Source organism: Streptomyces sp. BK79, from assembly GCF_044142145.1.
Taxonomy (GTDB): domain Bacteria; phylum Actinomycetota; class Actinomycetes; order Streptomycetales; family Streptomycetaceae; genus Streptomyces.
Map to the genome: position 1 here is coordinate 118,275 of NZ_JBHVOC010000009.1, position 15,957 is coordinate 134,231.

Consider the following 15,957-nt stretch of genomic DNA (forward strand, 5'->3'; position numbering starts at 1 on the left):
GACCCATGACCACGCTCAAGTCGAAGCTGCAGGACGACCTCAACGCCGCGATCAAGGAGCGCGACGAGCTCCGCTCCTCGACGCTCCGGCTGACGCTCGCCGCGATCACCAAGGAGGAGGTCGCGGGGAAGGAGAAGCGTGAGCTCTCCGACGACGAGGTGCAGAAGGTGATCACCCGCGAGGCGAAGAAGCGCCGCGAGGCCGCCGAGGCCTTCGCGCAGGGCGGGCGCCCCGAGAGCGCCGAGCGGGAGAAGGCGGAGGGCGAGGTGCTCGCCGCCTACCTGCCCAAGCAACTGTCCGACGACGAGCTGGACACGATCGTCGCCCAGGCCGTCGAGGAGGCCAGGGCGGCGGGTGCCGAGGGGCCGCGGGCCATGGGCGCCGTCATGAAGATCGTGAACCCGAAGGTGGCCGGGCAGGCGGAGGGCGGCCGGGTCGCCGCCGCGGTGAAGAAGCTGCTGGCGGGCTGACCCCGCCCATCACAGACCGACGGCCCCTTCCACGGAGGAAGGGGCCGTCGGTCTTCGACAGGGGGGAGGGGGCTCAGTCCCGGCGTCCGCCGCCGCCGTTCCCGCCGTTGCCCTGCCCCTGGAAGAGGGTCCCGGGGAAGCCACCGCCGTCGCCGTCGCCGCCGCCGTTGCCCGTGCCGCCGTCGATCAGGCCGCCGATGACGCCGCCGTCACCGTTGTCCCCGCCGCCGTTGTCGCCGTTGTCACCGTTGCCGCCGTCGTCCTGGCCGCCGTCCTCGTCGCCGCTGCCCTTGTCCCTGTCGGCGGAGTCCGGGATGTCCACGATGTTGAACTGGTCCACGGGCTTGCCCTCCAGGGCGCCCGACATCATGTCCCGCCAGATCGGACCGGGGACCCGGCCGCCGAAGACCTTGTCGTGCGGGACGCCGCCGATGGTGATGTCGACCATCTTCCGCTCGTGCTTCGGGTCGCCGACCCACACGGCGCCCGCGAGGTTGGGCGTGTAGCCCACGAACCAGGCGGCGAAGCGCTCGTCGGTCGTACCGGTCTTGCCGGCGCTGGGACGGCTGTCGAGGCCGGCCTCGGTGCCCGTACCGTCCTCGACGACGCCCTTGAGCAGCGTGCTGATCGTGTCGGCCGTCGTCTCCGACATGGCCCGCGAGCAGGTCGACTTCGGGACCTCGAGGGACTTGGTCTTGTTGCCGACCCGCTGGCTGATCGACTCGATGGCGACAGGCGTGCAGTACATGCCGCGCGAGGCGAAGGCGGCGTACGCGCTCGCCATCGTCAGCGGCGACACCTCGGTGACACCGAGGGCGATGGACGGGGTCTGCTCCAGCTTGTTGCCGTTGGCGCGCTCGACGCCCATCTTCTCGGCCATCTGCGTCACCGGGCAGATGCCGATGTCGCTGATCATCTGCACGTAGTAGGTGTTGACCGACTTGGCGGTCGCCTCCCGCATGTCGTACGGGCCGACCTCCGACTCGTTCTCGTTGGCCAGCTCGGCGCCCTCGGTGTTCACCCAGTTCTTGCCGCCGCAGGTCGCGACCGGGCTCGGGTACTCCATCTCGTACGGGGAGGAGTACGACTTGGTCGCCGGCATGCCGCCCTCGATGGCGGCGGCGGCCACGATCGGCTTGAACGTCGAACCGGGCTGGTAGCCCGCGCCGCCGCCCATGTCGTTGTCGACCGACAGGTTGAGGGTCGTCTCGCCCTGCTTGACGTCGATGCCGTACGGGCGGGACTGGCCCATCGCGACGATCTTGCCGGTGCCGGGCTGCACGATGGTGGCCGCGGTCGCCACCTCGTCGCTGGTGTAGACGTGATCCTTGACCGACTGCTGCACCGACTCCTGGGCCTGCGGGTCCATGGTCGTGCGGATCGTCAGACCGCCCTGGTTCCAGATCTTGGCCCGGTCCTCCTTGGTCTTGCCGAAGACCGGGTCGCTCAGGAACACCGCGCGCACGTAGTCACAGAAGAAGCCCGCGCCCTTGACGGCGGTGATGCAGCCGTTCTTGGGGCGGCTGACCTTCAGCCCGAGCGGCTTGGCCTGCGCCTCGTCGGCCTCCGCCTGGGAGATGTCACCGACCTGCGCCATGCGCGCCAGGACGACGTTGCGCCGTTTGGTGGCCTCGGCCTCGTCGTTGACCGGGTCGTACCGGCTGGGCGACTGGACGATGCCGGCCAGGAGGGCGGACTCCTGGACGTTGAGGTCCTTGGCGGACTTCGAGAAGTAGCGCTGGGCGGCGGCCTCGATGCCGTAGGCCTGCTGGCCGAAGAAGGTGATGTTCAGGTAGTTCTCGAGGATCTTCTTCTTGCCCAGCTCCTCCTCGACCTGGATCGCGAGCTTCAGCTCGCGGATCTTGCGGCCGATGGTCTGCTGGGTGGCCTGGGCGACCTTCGTCGGGTCGTCGCCGGCCTCCTCCACGAAGACGTTCTTGACGTACTGCTGCGTGAGCGTGGACGCGCCCTCGGAGACCTCGCCGCTGCGCGCGTTCTTGTTGAGCGCGCGCAGGACGCCCTTGAGGTCGACCGCGCCGTGCTCGTAGAAGCGCGAGTCCTCGATCGCGACGATCGCCTTCTGCATGTACGGCGAGATGTCCTTCAGCGCGACCACCGTGCGGTCGCGCGAGTAGACCGTGGCGATGGTGCCGCCCTCGGCGTCGAGGATGGCGGTCCGCTGGCTCAGCGGGGGAGTCTTCAGGCTGGCCGGGAGGGCGTCGAAGCTCTCCACCGACCCCTTGGCGGCCAGCCCCAGCGCGCCCACGGCGGGCAACGCGATACCGGCCAGCACAGCTCCCGCGAGCACACTGACACCGAGGAACTTGGCGGCCTGCTGCGTTGGCGACAGACCACCGCCCGAGCGCTTCTTTGGCATGGAGGCAGCCTACGTTCTCATTCGCCGGACACGCGTATATGCCTTGGCCTAAGCTGCACTCAACTGTCACAGCAGTGCGGCCATGTATCAATACGTCCGGCGACCCCGAATCGTTCCGGATCCGCTCGATTTTTTTCCGAGGGGCCCCGCTGGGGGGCGCGTTGGGGTGTGCCGGCGCGTGTCGCGGCGTGTGGGATGCGTGTCCGAATACGCCTTGTGTGTCAGTCGGTGTCCGTTGTGGCGCAACAGAGATGACCCTAATGCCGGGATCGTCGCGTATGTCGCCAGCTCACTCCCCCGGGTGATCTGCCGCTTACCCATAGTCCGTTCGGGCCATTCAAGATTGGGCCCGAAGGGGGTGTTGCGCTGTGCCCACCTTCCGTAACGTCCTCAACTGGCGGCGGTGAATATGCCGCTGCCGCCGTGGGGGAGCCTCGATTCGGGAGAGGACGGCGCCGGTATGGGCTGGGTAACCGACTGGAGTGCGCAGGCCGCCTGCCGCACTACCGATCCGGACGAACTGTTCGTTCAGGGAGCAGCGCAGAACAGGGCCAAGGCGGTGTGCACCGGATGTCCGGTGCGGACCGAGTGCCTGGCCGACGCGCTCGACAACCGCGTCGAGTTCGGCGTGTGGGGAGGCATGACGGAGCGGGAGCGCCGCGCACTGCTGCGCAGGCGGCCGACCGTGACCTCCTGGCGCCGGCTGCTGGAGACGGCGCGGACCGAGTACGAACGAGGGGCCGGCATCGTGCCCCTCGACGACGACGAGGTGTACGAGAACTACGCGGCCGTGGGCTGAGCCGGCCGGACCGCCGGTCCGGGGCCGGATCAGGCGCTCGGCTCGGGCAGCTCGGGCCGGCCCGTCGCGAGGCGGGTCCCGATGTCGCGCAGACCTGCGAGGTCGTGCACGTCGCCGGGCAGCGCGGCCACTTCGGTGACCGCCACCTCGGGATGGCGCGCGGTGAAGCGGTCACGCGTGCGCTGCTCGCGGGCGAGCAGGTGCATCCGCTCCACATGCAGCCTCAGCAGTCCCGCGGTGAGCTGGTCGACGGACCGCTCCGGTGTGTCCACCGCCGCGTCCACCACCGTCTCCGCCACTGGGCCCGCGGCCGTCTCCACCGCTGGGTCCGCGGCAGTCTCCACCGATGTGTCCTTCGGTGTGTCCTCCACGGGGTCGGGAGCCTCGGGATTCTCCGGGGTGGCCCCGGGCGAAGGCTGCGAAGGGCGCTCGGGGGAGTCTGAACTACCGTGTGTGTCGGGAGAGTTACGAAGTCCAGCTTTCCCGTCGTCCTGATCCACAATGCGGGGATCCTCAAGATTTTCCGCGGCGGCGAGCGCCCGCTCGGCCGACAGCCGGTCGGCGCCGCTGCCGTGGACCCGGTTGAGCACCAGACCGGCCAGCGGCATGTCCTCGGCCGCCAGCCGCTCCACGAAGTACGCGGCCTCCCGCAGCGCGTCCCGCTCGGGCACCGCGACCACCAGGAACGCCGTCCCGGGCGCCTGGAGCAGCTTGTAGGTCGCGTCCGCGCGGGTCCGGAAGCCGCCGAACATGGAGTCCATCGCGGCCACGAAGGTCTGCACGTCCTTCAGGAACTGCCCGCCCAGCACCTTCCCCAGGACGCCCGTCATCATCGACATGCCGACGTTCAGGAACTTCATGCCGGCCCGGCCGCCGACCTTCGCCGGGGCCAGCAGGACGCGGATCAGCTTGCCGTCCAGGAACGAACCGAGGCGCTTGGGGGCGTCCAGGAAGTCCAGCGCCGAGCGGGACGGCGGCGTGTCGACGACGATGAGGTCCCACTCGTCCCGGGCCCGCAACTGCCCCAGCTTCTCCATCGCCATGTACTCCTGCGTGCCCGCGAAGCCCGCCGAGAGCGACTGGTAGAAGGGGTTGCCCAGGATCGCCGCCGCCCGCTCGGGATCCGCGTGCGCCTCGACGATCTCGTCGAAGGTGCGCTTCATGTCGAGCATCATGGCGTGCAGCTCGCCGCCCGCCGCGTCGTCGACGCCCTTGACCCGGCGCGGCGTGTTGTCGAGCGAGTCGATGCCCATGGACTGGGCGAGCCGGCGGGCCGGGTCGATGGTGAGGACGACCACCTTGCGGCCGCGCTCGGCCGCCCGCAGGCCCAGGGCCGCCGCGGTGGTCGTCTTGCCGACCCCGCCCGAGCCGCAGCACACCACGATGCGCGTCTTCGGGTCCTCCAGCAGGGGGTCGACGTCGAGCACCCGCGCGGGGGTCAGCCGTCGCGCGCCCTCCTGGGGGCGGGTGGCCGGGTCCGGACTCATGCGATCCCCTGCTTCCGCAGCTCGTGGGCGAGTTCGTACAGGCCCGCCAGGTCCATGCCCTCGGCGAGCAGCGGCAGTTCGTGCAGGGGCAGGCCCAGGTCGGTCAGGACGGCCCGCTGCTCCTCCTCCAGCGCGTACCGCTCGGCGTACTCCTCGGCCTGCGCCAGCAGCGGGTCCACCAGCCGCTCGGCGTGCCCGCCGCGCCGCGCCCCGCCGAGCCCGGCCCCGGACAGGGAACGGGCGAGCGCCGTGCGCGGGGTGGCGCGTACGAGGTCCAGCTCGGCGGCGTCCAGCACCGCGGGCCGGACCATGTTGACGACGACCCGCCCCACCGGGAGCCGTGCCGCCCGCAGCTCGGCGATGCCGTCGGCGGTCTCCTGGACCGGCATCTCCTCCAGCAGCGTCACCAGGTGCACGGCGGTCTCCGGCGACTTCAGCACCCGCATCACCGCCTGCGCCTGATTGTGTATCGGGCCGACCTTCGCCAGACCGGCCACCTCGTCGTTGACGTTGAGGAACCGCGTGATGCGGCCGGTCGGCGGGGCGTCCATGACGACGTAGTCGTACGCGAACCGCCCGCTCTTGTCCTTGCGCCGCACCGCCTCGCACGCCTTGCCGGTCAGCAGGACGTCCCTGACCCCGGGCGCGATGGTGGTCGCGAAGTCGATCGCGCCGAGCTTCTTCAGGGCCCGTCCGGCGCTGCCCAGCTTGTAGAACATCTGGAGGTAGTCCAGAAGGGCCAACTCGGGGTCGATGGCGAGTGCGTACACCTCCCCGCCCCCGGGAGCGACGGCGATCTTGCGCTCCTCATAAGGCAGCGCCTCCGTTTCGAAGAGCTGCGCGATGCCCTGGCGACCCTCGACCTCGACGAGAAGCGCGCGCTTCCCCTCGGTGGCCAGGGCCAGCGCGAGGGCCGCGGCCACCGTGGTCTTGCCGGTTCCGCCCTTGCCACTGACGACCTGGAGCCTGCTCACGTATTCGAGCGTAACCAGTTCGCGCGCCGAGTACGCGGGAGGCTGTGGACAACGTGGTGGAGAAGGCGGGGGAAAGGCGGCGGGCGGCGCCCGCGCGGTCGGCCTCCGAGGGGCCGCCGGGCAACGGCTAGAGTCGGCCACATGACCAAGTGGGAATACGCAACCGTGCCGCTGCTCGTCCATGCCACGAAGCAGATTCTGGACACCTGGGGCGAGGACGGCTGGGAGCTCGTCCAGGTCGTGCCCGGGCCGAACAACCCCGAGCAGCTCGTGGCCTACCTGAAGCGCGAGAAGCAGGCGTGAGCGCCGTCGAGGCCAGGCTGGCCGAGCTGGGCCTGACGCTGCCGGAGGTCGTGCCGCCGCTGGCCGCGTACCAGCCGGCCGTGGTGTCCGGCCCGTACGTCTACACCTCCGGCCAGCTGCCGATGGTGGAGGGCAAGCTCGCGGTCACCGGCAAGGTGGGCGGCGAGGTCACGGCCGAGGAGGCCAAGGAACTCGCCCGCGTCTGCGCGCTGAACGCCCTGGCCGCGGTGAAGTCCGTCGCCGGTGACCTCGACCGCGTCGCGCGCGTGGTGAAGGTCGTCGGTTTCGTCGCCTCCGCCCCCGATTTCACCGGCCAGCCCGGCGTGATCAACGGCGCCAGCGAACTCCTCGGCGAGGTCCTGGGCGACAAGGGCGTCCACGCCCGCAGCGCGGTCGGCGTGGCGGTACTGCCGCTGGACGCGCCGGTCGAGGTCGAGGTCCAGGTGGAACTCGTCCAGGCGTAGCCGCACGCCGCACGGCCCGGCCCTGGGGTGCCCGGGCCGGACCGGTGGCTCCCCCGCCCGCCGAAAGCGCGCCCGCGAAAGCGCGCCCGCGCGGGCGCCCGAGCGGGTGGCTGCCGGGAACCCGGGCCGACGACGGGAGGTGCGGGTCGCCCGGCGGGCGCCCGCGCGGGGTGGTGGTTGCCAGGCCGGCAACAAACCTCGCCTCCCGTGCCGGGCCGCCGGAGGATCGCTTCCGGTGCCCCGTACGGAGCGGTGCCGGCCCCGCGCCGGTCCGGCTCCGTCGCGGCACCGGACCGACCGTGCGCGCCAGGAGGAAGCATGCCGCAGACCCCCGCGATCGACCCCGACCGTCCCGTCCACCGCCTGGTGCCGTCACCGGCCGGCCGGATCCACCTCGTCGAGCAGGGCAGCGGCCCGCTGGTGCTGCTCGTGCACGGCTTCCCCGAGTCCTGGTACTCCTGGCGCCGCCAGCTGCCCGCCCTGGCCGCCGCGGGCTTCCGCGCCGCCGCGATCGACGTACGCGGCTACGGGCGCTCCTCCCGGCCCGACGCGGTGTCGGCGTACCGGATGCTCGACCTGGTCGCGGACAACGTGGCCGTGGTGGAGGCCCTGGGCGAGCGGTCCGCCGTGATCGTCGGACACGACTGGGGCGCGACCATCGCCGCGCACACGGCGCTGCTGCGGCCCGACGTGTTCCGCGCGGTGGGCCTGCTGAGCGTGCCGTACACCCCGCCGGGCGGCCCGAAGCCCAGCGAGGTGTTCGCCTCGATGAGCGACCCGGCGGGCCCGTTCGCGGGACAGGAGTTCTACGTCTCGTACTTCCAGGAGCCCGGTCGGGCCGAGGCGGAGATCGAGCCGGACGTGCGCGGCTGGCTCGCCGGGTTCTACGCCGCCCTGTCCGCCGACACCATGCCCGCCCCCCGCGCGCCGGACCCGCACTTCGTCGCCCCCGGCGGCCGGCTGCGCGACCGCTTCCCGGCCGACGGGCGGCTGCCCTCCTGGCTGACCGAGGAGGCACTCGACGTCTACGCCGGGGAGTTCGAGCGCACCGGGCTGACCGGCGCCCTCAACCGCTACCGCAACATGGACCGCGACTGGGCCGACCTGGCGGGCCACCGGGGTGCCCCGATCACGCAGCCGTCCCTGTTCCTCGGCGGCGCCCTGGACGCGTCCACCACCTGGCTGTCCGACGCGATCGAGGCGTACCCCGCCACTCTCCCCGGGCTGACCGCCTCCCACCTGCTCGACGGCTGCGGCCACTGGCTCCAGCAGGAGCGCCCGCAGGAGACCAACCGCCTGCTGACCGACTGGCTGCGCGACCTGCCGGCCTGACCCGGGCGCCACTCGAACATCCGCCCGTCACCGGATAGCCTCCGGCCATGGCGAATGGTCAGGCGAATGGTCAGTGGTACCCCCCGGAGTGGCCCGACCGCATCCGCGCGCTGGCGGCCGGCGCCCTCACCCCGGTCACCCCGAAGCGCGCGGCCACCGTCATGCTCCTGAAGGACACCGGTGGCGGACCCGCCGTCCACATGCTGCGCCGCCGCGCCTCCATGGCGTTCGCCGGCGGCGCGTACGCCTATCCGGGCGGCGGGGTCGACCCGCGCGACGACGACCGTGCCGTCGGCTGGGCGGGCCCCCCGCGCGCGTGGTGGGCGGACCGGCTCGGCGTCGACGAGGCGGGCGCCCAGGCGATCGTCTGCGCGGCCGTACGGGAGACGTACGAGGAAGCGGGCGTCCTGCTCGCCGGTCCGACCGGGGACTCGGTGGTCGGCGACACGACGGGCGCGGACTGGGAGGCGGACCGGGCCGCCCTGGTCGCCCGTGAGCTGTCCTTCGCGGAGTTCCTGGACCGCCGGGGTCTCGTGCTGCGCTCCGACCTGCTGGGCGCCTGGGCCCGCTGGATCACCCCGGAGTTCGAGGCCCGGCGCTACGACACGTGGTTCTTCGTGGCCGCCCTCCCCGAGGGCCAGCGCACCCGCAACGCCTCCACGGAGGCCGACCGCACGGTGTGGATCACCCCGGCGGAGGCGACGGCCGGGTACGACAGGGGCGAGCTGCTGATGATGCCGCCGACCGTCGCGACCCTGCGCGCCCTCGCGCGGTGCGGTACGGCGGCCGAGGCGCTCGCGTCGGCACCGGGCCGCGACATGACGCCGGTGCTGGCGAGGGCGCGGCTCGTCGACGACGAGGTCGTGCTCTCCTGGCCGGGGCACGACGAGTTCACCAAGCACGTCCCGCGCACGGCACAGACGCCGGCGACACCTTCCGACCCGACCGGGGGAGTCCCGTCATGACGGACGCAGCCGCACTGCCCGGCCAGCCGAGGGGCGGCGTCCTCTCGGGGCCCGCCACCGCGCGCGCGGTGAACGTCCTCGCGCCCAACGCCTCCGCGATGACCCTGGACGGGACGAACACCTGGATCCTCGCCGAGCCCGACTCCGACCTGGCCGTCGTCGTCGACCCGGGCCCGCTGGACGACACCCACCTGCGGCGCGTCGTCGACACCGCGGAGCGGGCGGGCAAGCGGGTCGCGCTGACCCTGCTGACGCACGGTCACCCGGACCACGCGGAGGGCGCCGCGCGCTTCGCCGAGCTGACGCGCACCCACGTGCGGGCCCTCGACCCGGCGTTGCGGCTGGGCGACGAGGGGCTGGCCGCCGGCGACGTCATCGGGGTCGGCGGCCTGGAGCTGAGGGTCGTACCGACCCCGGGGCACACGGCGGACTCGCTGTGCTTCCATCTCCCGGCCGATCAGGCGGTCCTGACGGGCGACACCGTCCTGGGCCGCGGTACGACGGTGGTGGCCCACCCCGACGGCCGTCTCGGCGACTACCTGGACTCCCTGCGCCGGCTCAGGTCGCTCACGGCCGACGACGGGGTGCGCACGGTGCTCCCGGGGCACGGACCCGTCCTGGACGACGCGCAGGGCGTCGTGGAGTACTACCTCGCCCATCGCGCCCACCGCCTCGCCCAGGTCGAGACGGCGGTGGAGGACGGCTACCGGACGCCGGCGGAGGTCGTCGCCCACGTGTACGCGGACGTCGACCGCTCACTGTGGCCGGCGGCGGAGCTCTCGGTGCGGGCGCAGCTGGAGTACCTGGGCGAGCACGGACTCATCCAGCTGCCCGAGTAGCGGACGGGCGCTCAACGGGAGCGCTTGGCCAGCCGCTCCACGTCCAGCAGGATCACCGCGCGGGCCTCCAGGCGGAGCCAGCCGCGCTGGGCGAAGTCGGCCAGCGCCTTGTTGACCGTCTCGCGGGACGCGCCGACCAGCTGGGCCAGCTCCTCCTGCGTGAGGTCGTGCACGACGTGGATGCCCTCCTCGGACTGCACGCCGAAGCGGCGGGAGAGGTCCAGCAGGGCGCGGGCGACGCGGCCGGGGACGTCCGAGAAGACGAGGTCGGACATGGCGTCGTTGGTCTTGCGCAGGCGGCGCGCGACGGCGCGCAGCAGGGCGGTGGCCACCTCGGGGCGCACGTTCAGCCAGGGCTGGAGGTCGCCGTGGCCGAGGGCCAGCAGCTTCACCTCGGTCAGCGCGGTGGCGGTGGCCGTGCGCGGGCCCGGGTCGAAGAGCGACAGCTCGCCGATCAGCTCGCTCGGACCGACGACGGCCAGCATGTTCTCGCGGCCGTCGGGGGACGTGCGGTGGAGCTTGACCTTGCCTTCCGTGACCACGTAGAGGCGGTCTCCGGGGTCGCCCTCGTGGAACAGCGAGTCGCCGCGGGCGAGGGTCACCTCACTCATGGAGGCGCGGAGCTCCGCGGATTGCTCGTCGTCGAGCGCCGCGAAGAGCGGGTTGCGCCGCAGAACGTCGTCCACGAGTTCTCTCCTTGTCGACCGGCTCAGAGGATCTTGTTCCCCCGGTGTACCAGGGGTCCGTGGTGCCCATTTTGCCGGACAGTCCAAACAGTGTGATCTGTCACAAGGATGCCGCACTGGTGTCCCGGGGTACGCGGCAGGGGTCCAATTGGGCGCCGATCTTCGGGGTCCGGGGCGGATGTCGGTGCCGGGCCGTAGGCTGGCCGGGTGTCCAAATCGCCGGTGAGAGCACAGGCCGAGGGGGCTGCGCGGGTGGGTGTACGTCGTGATTCCGCTGTGGGCGAACAGGGCCCCGATGGCGGTAGGGAAACGGCGAAAGCGACAAAGCGGTCGGCGCCTGCCAAGAGGGTGACCGCGGGGAAAGGTGCCGTGAAGAAGACGACCGGGAAGAAGACCCAGAAGAGCGTCGAGAAGCAGGCCCCCGCCAAGAAGCAGGCCCCCGCCAAGAAGCCCGCCGTCGCGCCCAAGAAGGCCACCGCCGCTGTCAAGGGCGTCGCCCCGGCGAAGACCGTCACCGCGAGGCCGCCGCGCGAGGAGTCGCGCACCGCGCTGGTCCGCCGTGCCCGCCGCATCAACCGCGAGCTGGCGGAGGTCTACCCGTACGCCCACCCGGAGCTGGACTTCGAGAACCCCTTCCAGCTGGTCGTGGCCACGGTGCTGTCCGCCCAGACCACCGACCTGCGCGTCAACCAGACGACGCCCGCCCTCTTCGCCAAGTACCCGACCCCCGAGGACCTGGCCGCGGCCGACCCCGAGGAGGTCGAGGAGATCCTGCGCCCGACCGGCTTCTTCCGGGCCAAGACAAAGTCGGTCATAGGACTGTCCAAGGCCCTGGCGGAGGACTTCGGCGGCGAGGTCCCCGGCCGCCTCGAAGACCTCGTCAAACTGCCCGGCGTCGGCCGCAAGACCGCCTTCGTCGTGCTCGGCAACGCGTTCGGCCGCCCGGGGATCACCGTGGACACGCACTTCCAGCGCCTGGTGCGCCGCTGGCAGTGGACCGCCGAGACCGACCCGGACAAGATCGAGGCCGCCGTCGGCGCGCTCTTCCCCAGGAGCGACTGGACGGACCTCTCCCACCACGTGATCTGGCACGGCCGCCGCATCTGCCACGCCCGCAAGCCCGCCTGCGGCGCCTGCCCCATCGCCCCGCTCTGCCCGGCGTACGGCGAGGGCGAGACGGACCCGGAGAAGGCGGCGAAGCTGCTGAAGTACGAGAAGGGCGGCTTCCCCGGACAGCGGCTGAAGCCCCCGCAGGCGTATCTGGACGCGGGCGGGAAGCCGGCGCCCGCGCTGGGGGCCGGGTGACGGAACGATCTCAGGGGCGTCGGGCGTTGGAAACGGCAGGACGGGGGTGGCGATGACACGGGCGAGCGACACGCAGGGACGGGCCCGGGGCGGGATCCTCAGCAAGGAGGGCCTGCCCGACTGGCTGGACCCGGTGGTGCGGGCCGTCGAGACGGTGCAGCCCAGACAGCTGAGCCGCTTCCTGCCGCCGGAGGACGGAGCCGGCCGCCAGTCCGCCGTGCTGATCCTGTTCGGCGGAGGCGAGGGCCCCGGCGAGGGCGGCCGCGGTGCGGACGGCTCCGCTGCGGGTGCCCCCGGCGCGGGCCGAGGTCCCGAGCTGCTGCTCATGGAGCGGGCCGGCACGCTGCGCTCCCACGCCGGACAGCCCGCCTTCCCCGGCGGTGCCCTCGACCCCGAGGACGGTGATCCGCAGGGCGACGGACCGCTGCGGGCCGCCCTGCGCGAGGCCGAGGAGGAGACCGGGCTGGACCCGGCCGGCGTACAGCTCTTCGGCGTCCTGCCCAAGCTCTACATCCCGGTCAGCGGCTTCGTCGTCACACCGGTGCTGGCCTGGTGGCGCGAGCCCACCCCGGTCGGCGTCGTCGACCCGAACGAGACGGCGCGGGTCTTCACCGTCCCGGTGGCGGATCTCACGGACCCCGCCAACCGGGCCACCGCCGTCCACCCCAGCGGCTTCAAGGGCCCGGCATTCCTGGTCGAATCGGCCCTCGTGTGGGGCTTCACCGCCGGCATCATCGACCGGTTGCTGCACTTCGCGGGCTGGGAGCGGCCCTGGGACAGGGAGAAGCAGGTCCCGTTGGACTGGCGGTCATGACAGGGTGACCGGTGTGAGCGTAGGACGACGAGGCGGGACCTGATCGGTGAACGTGCTGGACATCCTGTTGCTGCTGGCCGCCGTCTGGTTCGCGATCGTCGGCTACCGCCAGGGTTTCGTCGTCGGCATCCTGTCGGTGACCGGTTTCCTCGGCGGCGGCCTCGTCGCCGTCTATCTGCTGCCGGTGCTCTGGGACGCCCTGACGGACAAGGCGGAGGTGAGCACGACCGCCGCCGTCGTCGCGGTCGTCGTCGTCATCGTCTGCGCCTCCGTCGGCCAGGCCCTCACCACGCACCTGGGCAACAAGCTCCGCCGGTACATCACCTGGTCCCCGGCCCGCGCCCTGGACGCCACCGGCGGCGCCCTGGTGAACGTCGTGGCGATGCTCCTGGTCGCCTGGCTGATCGGCTCCGCGCTGGCCGGCACCACGCTGCCGACGCTCGGCAAGGAGGTCCGCGGGTCCACGGTGCTCCAGGGCGTCTCCCGGGCGCTGCCCGCGCGGGCCGACACCTGGTTCGCGGACTTCTCCTCCGTCCTCGCGCAGAACGGCTTCCCGCAGGTCTTCAGCCCGTTCTCCAACGAGCCGATCACCGACGTCCAGCCACCCGACCCGGCGCTGGCGAACAGCCCCGTCGCCGTGCGGGCCAAGCGCTCCATCGTCAAGGTCATGGGCACCGCCACCGACTGCGGCAAGGTCCTGGAGGGCACGGGCTTCGTCTTCGACGACCGCCGCGTCATGACCAACGCGCACGTCGTGGGCGGCGTCGACGAGCCCACGGTGCAGATAGGCGGCGAGGGCAGGAAGTACGACGCGACGGTCGTCCTCTACGACTGGCGGCGCGACGTCGCCGTACTGGACGTGCCGGAACTCGACGCGCCCGCGCTGCGGTTCGCGGACGAGGACGCGTCCCGCGACGACGGCGCGATCGTCGCCGGCTTCCCGGAGAACGGGGCGTACGACGTGCGTGCCGCGCGCGTGCGCGGGCGCATCACGGCCAACGGCCCGGACATCTACCACCGCGGCACCGTCCACCGCGACGTCTACTCGCTCTACGCGACCGTCCGTCAGGGCAACAGCGGCGGACCGCTGCTGACCCCCGAAGGCGAGGTGTACGGCGTGGTCTTCGCCAAGTCGCTGGACGACGCCGAGACCGGCTACGCGCTCACCGCGGACGAGATCCGCGAGGACATCGCCGAGGGCCGCGCCGCGGGCCAGCAGGTGGACAGCGACAGCTGCGCGCTCTGAGAGCCTCGCGGCCCGGCAGGGGCGCCGGTGTCAGCTCTCGCCGCGTGGATGGCGCAGGCGTACGGAGACCCAGCGGGCCCGGCGGCGCAGGATGCGCGGAATGCCCACCCGCGGGTCCGCACCCGCCAGTTGCGGGGTGCCTCCTCGTCGGTGGGTGCTGCTCACGCCGCTCGTGGAGCGGCCGTCGCGTGCTACGTCACTGTAGTCGTGCGTCCAGCCCATAACCGGACGTGTGCCCCCGCCTCAAGGTCGATAACCGCTCCGCGTGCCCCCAATTGGCCTATGCGCCGGGCAAGTGGCCGTTCATAGGACAAGCGTTCCGGATCGGATACCGGGCGCGATCGTTCGGTCACCGATTAGGTTCGGCCGGTCACCGATCGGGTTCGGGATCCTTCAGCCAATTGATCAGTTCGGTGGAGAAGGCGACCGGATCCTCTTCGTGCGGGAAGTGCCCGAGACCGTCGAACAGCCGCCAGCGGTAGGGCGCTTCGACGTACTGCCCGGACCCGGCCGCGCTCCGCGTCCGCATCACCGGGTCCAGCGAACCGTGCAGATGCAGCGTCGGCACGCGCACCGGCCGCTTCATACGGCGGTAGAACTGGATGCCGTCCGGGCGGGCCAGGGAGCGCACCATCCAGCGGTACGGCTCGACGGAGCAGTGCGCGGTGGAGGGGATGCACATGGCCCGGCGGTAGGCGTCCACGGCCTCCTCGTCCACCAGGCGCGGCCCGGACCAGTCCTGGATCAGCCGGCCCACCAGCGCGCCGTCGTCCGCGGTCAGTTGCCGCTCCGGGATCCAGGGGCGCTGGAAGCCCCAGATGTACGAGCCCGCCCGGGTCTGGCGGACGTCCCCGAGCATGGCCGAACGCCAGCGCCGGGGGTGCGGCATCGACGACACGGCGAGCCGCCGTACGAGCTTGGGCCGCATCGCGGCGGCCGTCCAGGCCAGGTAGCCGCCCAGGTCGTGGCCGACCAGCGCGGCGTCCGGCTCGCCGAGCGAGCGGATCACGCCGGTGACGTCGAGGGCGAGTCCGGCGGGGTCGTAGCCGCGCGGGGTGCGGTCGCTGCCGCCGACGCCGCGCAGGTCCATGGCGACGGCGCGGAAACCGGCGTCCGCGAGCGCCACCAGCTGGTGCCGCCAGGTCCACCAGAACTGGGGGAAGCCGTGCAGCAGCAGCACCAGCGGCCCGTCACCCAGCTCCGCGATGTGGAAGCGGGCGCCGTTGGCCGCGACGTCCCGGTGGGTCACCTCGTGCCCGCCGGGGAGGTCGAGCCGGACGACCGAGGTGGCGGGCTGGGCCGATGGGGTGGCGGGGTCCGTCATGAGGACGAGCGTGCCACAGCCTCGATGGCTTCGGGGGACCGGTCCGCGGGCAGCTCCGGCCGCGGGTGCGGCTTGGCGTGCTGGAGGACGCCCGCCGACTCCTTCACGGAGGCGGCGACCTTCTGCGGGCCCTTCCCCTTCTTGGCCTTCTTCGCGAAGACGATGCCGATCAGCGCGAGCAGGGCCGCGAGCAGGACGTTCGCCGCGAAGGACAGCAGGAAGCAGACGGCGAGGTTCCAGCCGCTCCAGGTCCGGATGCCGTAGGCCAGCGCGAAGCTGAGCATCGGCAGCGAGAACAGGAGGACGGCGCCGGCCAGCGAGAACGCGCCGCCGCTCGTCGCCCCGCGCTTGACGTCCTGCCTCAGCTGCGCCTTGGCCAGTGCGATCTCGTCGTGCACGAGCGCCGACAATTCGGTGGTCGCCGAGGCGAACAGCTGGCCGATGCTGCGTTCGGTGCCGACCGGGCTGCCGTCGGGTGCGCTCATCGCGGTCTCCCTCTTCTGCTGGCTGATCTGCGTACGGTTCCGTGGCTGCCGTGTGCCGCCCGTCTGCTGCGGCCCGACCGCGTACGG

Annotated in this window: 17 protein-coding genes; 10 read left to right on the plus strand and 7 right to left on the minus strand. The window is 72.2% G+C overall.

Annotated elements, in window-relative coordinates; translation table 11 throughout:
* Positions 1–5 precede the first annotated feature (5 nt).
* Positions 6–470 carry a GatB/YqeY domain-containing protein gene (locus ACFIF2_RS13515; protein ID WP_395572848.1) on the plus strand — a complete coding sequence of 155 codons (465 nt, stop codon included), beginning with the start codon at positions 6–8 and terminating at the stop codon, positions 468–470.
* Positions 471–543: 73 nt separating this feature from the next.
* On the opposite strand, the gene ACFIF2_RS13520 is transcribed toward ACFIF2_RS13515, so the two are convergent.
* Complete coding sequence (locus tag ACFIF2_RS13520) at positions 544–2,847, minus strand: transglycosylase domain-containing protein (protein WP_395572849.1); 2,304 nt, start codon at positions 2,845–2,847, stop codon at positions 544–546.
* A gap of 460 nt (positions 2,848–3,307) precedes the next feature.
* Here ACFIF2_RS13520 and wblA point away from each other — a divergent pair, with 460 nt between their 5' ends.
* Positions 3,308–3,646 (plus strand): transcriptional regulator WblA, encoded by a 339-nt coding sequence (gene wblA / locus ACFIF2_RS13525; protein WP_188185285.1) that lies wholly within the window; start codon positions 3,308–3,310, stop codon positions 3,644–3,646.
* Positions 3,647–3,675: 29 nt separating this feature from the next.
* On the opposite strand, the gene ACFIF2_RS13530 is transcribed toward wblA, so the two are convergent.
* Positions 3,676–5,133, minus strand: coding sequence for an ArsA family ATPase (locus ACFIF2_RS13530; RefSeq protein WP_395572850.1), 1,458 nt, complete (start codon positions 5,131–5,133; stop codon positions 3,676–3,678).
* On the minus strand, positions 5,130–6,107 hold the full coding sequence (locus ACFIF2_RS13535) for an ArsA family ATPase (protein ID WP_395572851.1): 978 nt from the start codon (positions 6,105–6,107) through the stop codon (positions 5,130–5,132). The genes ACFIF2_RS13530 and ACFIF2_RS13535 overlap by 4 nt, the downstream gene beginning before the upstream one ends.
* A gap of 141 nt (positions 6,108–6,248) precedes the next feature.
* On the opposite strand from ACFIF2_RS13535, the gene ACFIF2_RS13540 reads away from it, so the two are divergent.
* The 5 genes from ACFIF2_RS13540 (at position 6,249) to ACFIF2_RS13560 (ending at position 10,010) form a co-directional block, all read left to right on the plus strand.
* On the plus strand, positions 6,249–6,410 hold the full coding sequence (locus ACFIF2_RS13540; protein ID WP_003975360.1) for a DUF4177 domain-containing protein: 162 nt from the start codon (positions 6,249–6,251) through the stop codon (positions 6,408–6,410).
* Positions 6,407–6,874 (plus strand): RidA family protein, encoded by a 468-nt coding sequence (locus tag ACFIF2_RS13545; protein WP_053134697.1) that lies wholly within the window; start codon positions 6,407–6,409, stop codon positions 6,872–6,874. The genes ACFIF2_RS13540 and ACFIF2_RS13545 overlap by 4 nt, the downstream gene beginning before the upstream one ends.
* Before the next feature lie 318 nt (positions 6,875–7,192).
* The gene (locus ACFIF2_RS13550) at positions 7,193–8,206 is read left to right on the plus strand and encodes an alpha/beta fold hydrolase (RefSeq protein ID WP_395572852.1); all 1,014 of its coding nucleotides are present in this window, start codon (positions 7,193–7,195) and stop codon (positions 8,204–8,206) included.
* A gap of 47 nt (positions 8,207–8,253) precedes the next feature.
* A complete protein-coding gene (locus ACFIF2_RS13555; protein WP_395572853.1) occupies positions 8,254–9,171 on the plus strand; it encodes an NUDIX hydrolase in 918 nt (305 codons plus the stop codon).
* Entirely contained in the window at positions 9,168–10,010 is an 843-nt protein-coding gene (locus ACFIF2_RS13560) for an MBL fold metallo-hydrolase (RefSeq protein WP_395572854.1), read from the plus strand. Before ACFIF2_RS13555 ends, ACFIF2_RS13560 begins: the two co-directional genes overlap by 4 nt.
* A gap of 11 nt (positions 10,011–10,021) precedes the next feature.
* Here the strand turns inward: ACFIF2_RS13560 and ACFIF2_RS13565 are convergent, their stop codons facing one another.
* The gene (locus ACFIF2_RS13565) at positions 10,022–10,696 is read right to left on the minus strand and encodes a Crp/Fnr family transcriptional regulator (RefSeq protein ID WP_019329813.1); all 675 of its coding nucleotides are present in this window, start codon (positions 10,694–10,696) and stop codon (positions 10,022–10,024) included.
* Between the two features lie 369 nt (positions 10,697–11,065).
* On the opposite strand from ACFIF2_RS13565, the gene nth reads away from it, so the two are divergent.
* From nth to ACFIF2_RS13580, 3 genes are read left to right on the plus strand one after another with little or no spacing between them, the layout of a single operon-like run.
* Positions 11,066–12,001, plus strand: a complete 936-nt coding sequence (gene nth, locus ACFIF2_RS13570; protein WP_395572855.1) for an endonuclease III — start codon at positions 11,066–11,068, stop codon at positions 11,999–12,001.
* 52 nt (positions 12,002–12,053) lie between these two features.
* Positions 12,054–12,815 (plus strand): NUDIX hydrolase, encoded by a 762-nt coding sequence (locus tag ACFIF2_RS13575; RefSeq protein WP_395572856.1) that lies wholly within the window; start codon positions 12,054–12,056, stop codon positions 12,813–12,815.
* A gap of 46 nt (positions 12,816–12,861) precedes the next feature.
* A complete protein-coding gene (locus ACFIF2_RS13580; RefSeq protein ID WP_395572857.1) occupies positions 12,862–14,061 on the plus strand; it encodes a MarP family serine protease in 1,200 nt (399 codons plus the stop codon).
* Positions 14,062–14,091: 30 nt separating this feature from the next.
* Here the strand turns inward: ACFIF2_RS13580 and ACFIF2_RS13585 are convergent, their stop codons facing one another.
* The 3 genes from ACFIF2_RS13585 to ACFIF2_RS13595 all read right to left on the minus strand — a co-directional run bounded on the left by ACFIF2_RS13585 (position 14,092) and on the right by ACFIF2_RS13595 (position 15,870).
* Positions 14,092–14,283 carry a hypothetical protein gene (locus ACFIF2_RS13585; protein WP_395572858.1) on the minus strand — a complete coding sequence of 64 codons (192 nt, stop codon included), beginning with the start codon at positions 14,281–14,283 and terminating at the stop codon, positions 14,092–14,094.
* 148 nt (positions 14,284–14,431) lie between these two features.
* The gene (locus ACFIF2_RS13590) at positions 14,432–15,385 is read right to left on the minus strand and encodes an alpha/beta fold hydrolase (protein ID WP_395572859.1); all 954 of its coding nucleotides are present in this window, start codon (positions 15,383–15,385) and stop codon (positions 14,432–14,434) included.
* A complete protein-coding gene (locus tag ACFIF2_RS13595) occupies positions 15,382–15,870 on the minus strand; it encodes a phage holin family protein (RefSeq protein WP_395572860.1) in 489 nt (162 codons plus the stop codon). Before ACFIF2_RS13595 ends, ACFIF2_RS13590 begins: the two co-directional genes overlap by 4 nt.
* Between the last annotated feature and the right edge of the window lie 87 nt (positions 15,871–15,957).